Raw genomic sequence first — 1,096 nt, forward strand, 5'->3', positions numbered from 1 at the left:
GGGGTCACGGATTTACCAGATGTGCAAGTATTACACGGTGATCATTCAGGGAAACCGAATGGAATTAAATCATAGATTGGGTGATTGGGATTGAACGAGAATACGAACGGCAACAGCGGCATTTACATGTTCGGGCCTGCTGAACAAAAGGGCGGCAAGGACCTCACACCGGCTATCCGGGTGCTTGAGGAAAAGATCAGGCAAATGGAGCTGATGCGGAGTGCTTAAAGCGGTGATTCTGCTGCCGGCCATTATAATCACGGCGCCAGCAAAAGAAAAGCAGATTCAGCAATGGGAAGAGAATGACGGGAGGTAGCAGAATAATGCCAAGTGCAGAGCAAATAAAACGCATGAACGATATTAATGATCTGATAAAGCTTATTGCAAGCATTGATCATCGGACATTTTACCGCAAGTCAAAGGATCGTATAGCGTATTTCAAGTTTAAGAAAAAACTGTTCTTCGTTGATGATTACACGGGTGATGACGTTTATCCGTATGAAATGGGATACGGGAGTCCAAACGGCTTTTCGCATGGGGGCAATATGTGGCAATTGGTCAACAGCTTTAGAAAGTTCATCATAACAGGGAAATGCGGCGAACTGAGGGATTATAAAGAAATATGGGCTTACAGCTATGAAGGATGTATGAAAATCCGTCAGAAAGCGAAGGAGATCGGTTTCATTGAAAGCGTTGATTACGCCTACAGTTTTGATGAATGGACGGAGGCATCACATGCCAGCAAATAAATACGGCGCAAGAAAAACACAGGTAGACGGCATCACGTTCGATAGCCGGGCCGAAGCCAAATACTATGAGCAGCTGAAGTGGCTCAAGGTGAGCAAGCAGATCAAAGATTTTAAGCTGCAGCCGCGGTTCCTGCTACAAGAAGCATTCAAAAAAAACGGAAAAACTTTTCGGAAGATTGAATATATTGCAGACTTTGAGGTTCATAACTTGGACGGCAGCATCGAGATCATTGACATCAAGGGCGTAGAAACAAAGGAATTCGCCATCAAGCGCAAGCTGTATGAGCGGCTTTATGATACGCCACTCAAGGTGCTGGCTCTGGATAAGTCACTCGGCTTCATCGAGC

Annotated in this window: 3 protein-coding genes and 1 pseudogene; all 4 read left to right on the top strand. The window is 45.3% G+C overall.

Going from position 1 to position 1,096, the window contains the following annotated elements; translation table 11 throughout:
* Positions 1 to 94 (top strand): annotated as a pseudogene (locus NSQ09_RS23015) (ATP-binding protein); the annotation flags it as partial.
* A 32-nt stretch (positions 95 to 126) separates the two neighbouring features.
* Entirely contained in the window at positions 127 to 228 is a 102-nt protein-coding gene (locus NSQ09_RS23020; RefSeq protein WP_052470572.1) for a hypothetical protein, read from the top strand.
* 95 nt (positions 229 to 323) lie between these two features.
* A complete protein-coding gene (locus NSQ09_RS23025; RefSeq protein WP_069703706.1) occupies positions 324 to 749 on the top strand; it encodes a hypothetical protein in 426 nt (141 codons plus the stop codon).
* The coding region (locus NSQ09_RS23030) for a DUF1064 domain-containing protein (protein ID WP_341032883.1) at positions 736 to 1,096 on the top strand (361 nt) is incomplete at its 3' end. The genes NSQ09_RS23025 and NSQ09_RS23030, both read left to right, overlap by 14 nt.

The organism is Bacillus sp. FSL W8-1202 (assembly GCF_038006165.1).
Lineage (GTDB): Bacteria > Bacillota > Bacilli > Bacillales > Bacillaceae > Bacillus > Bacillus subtilis.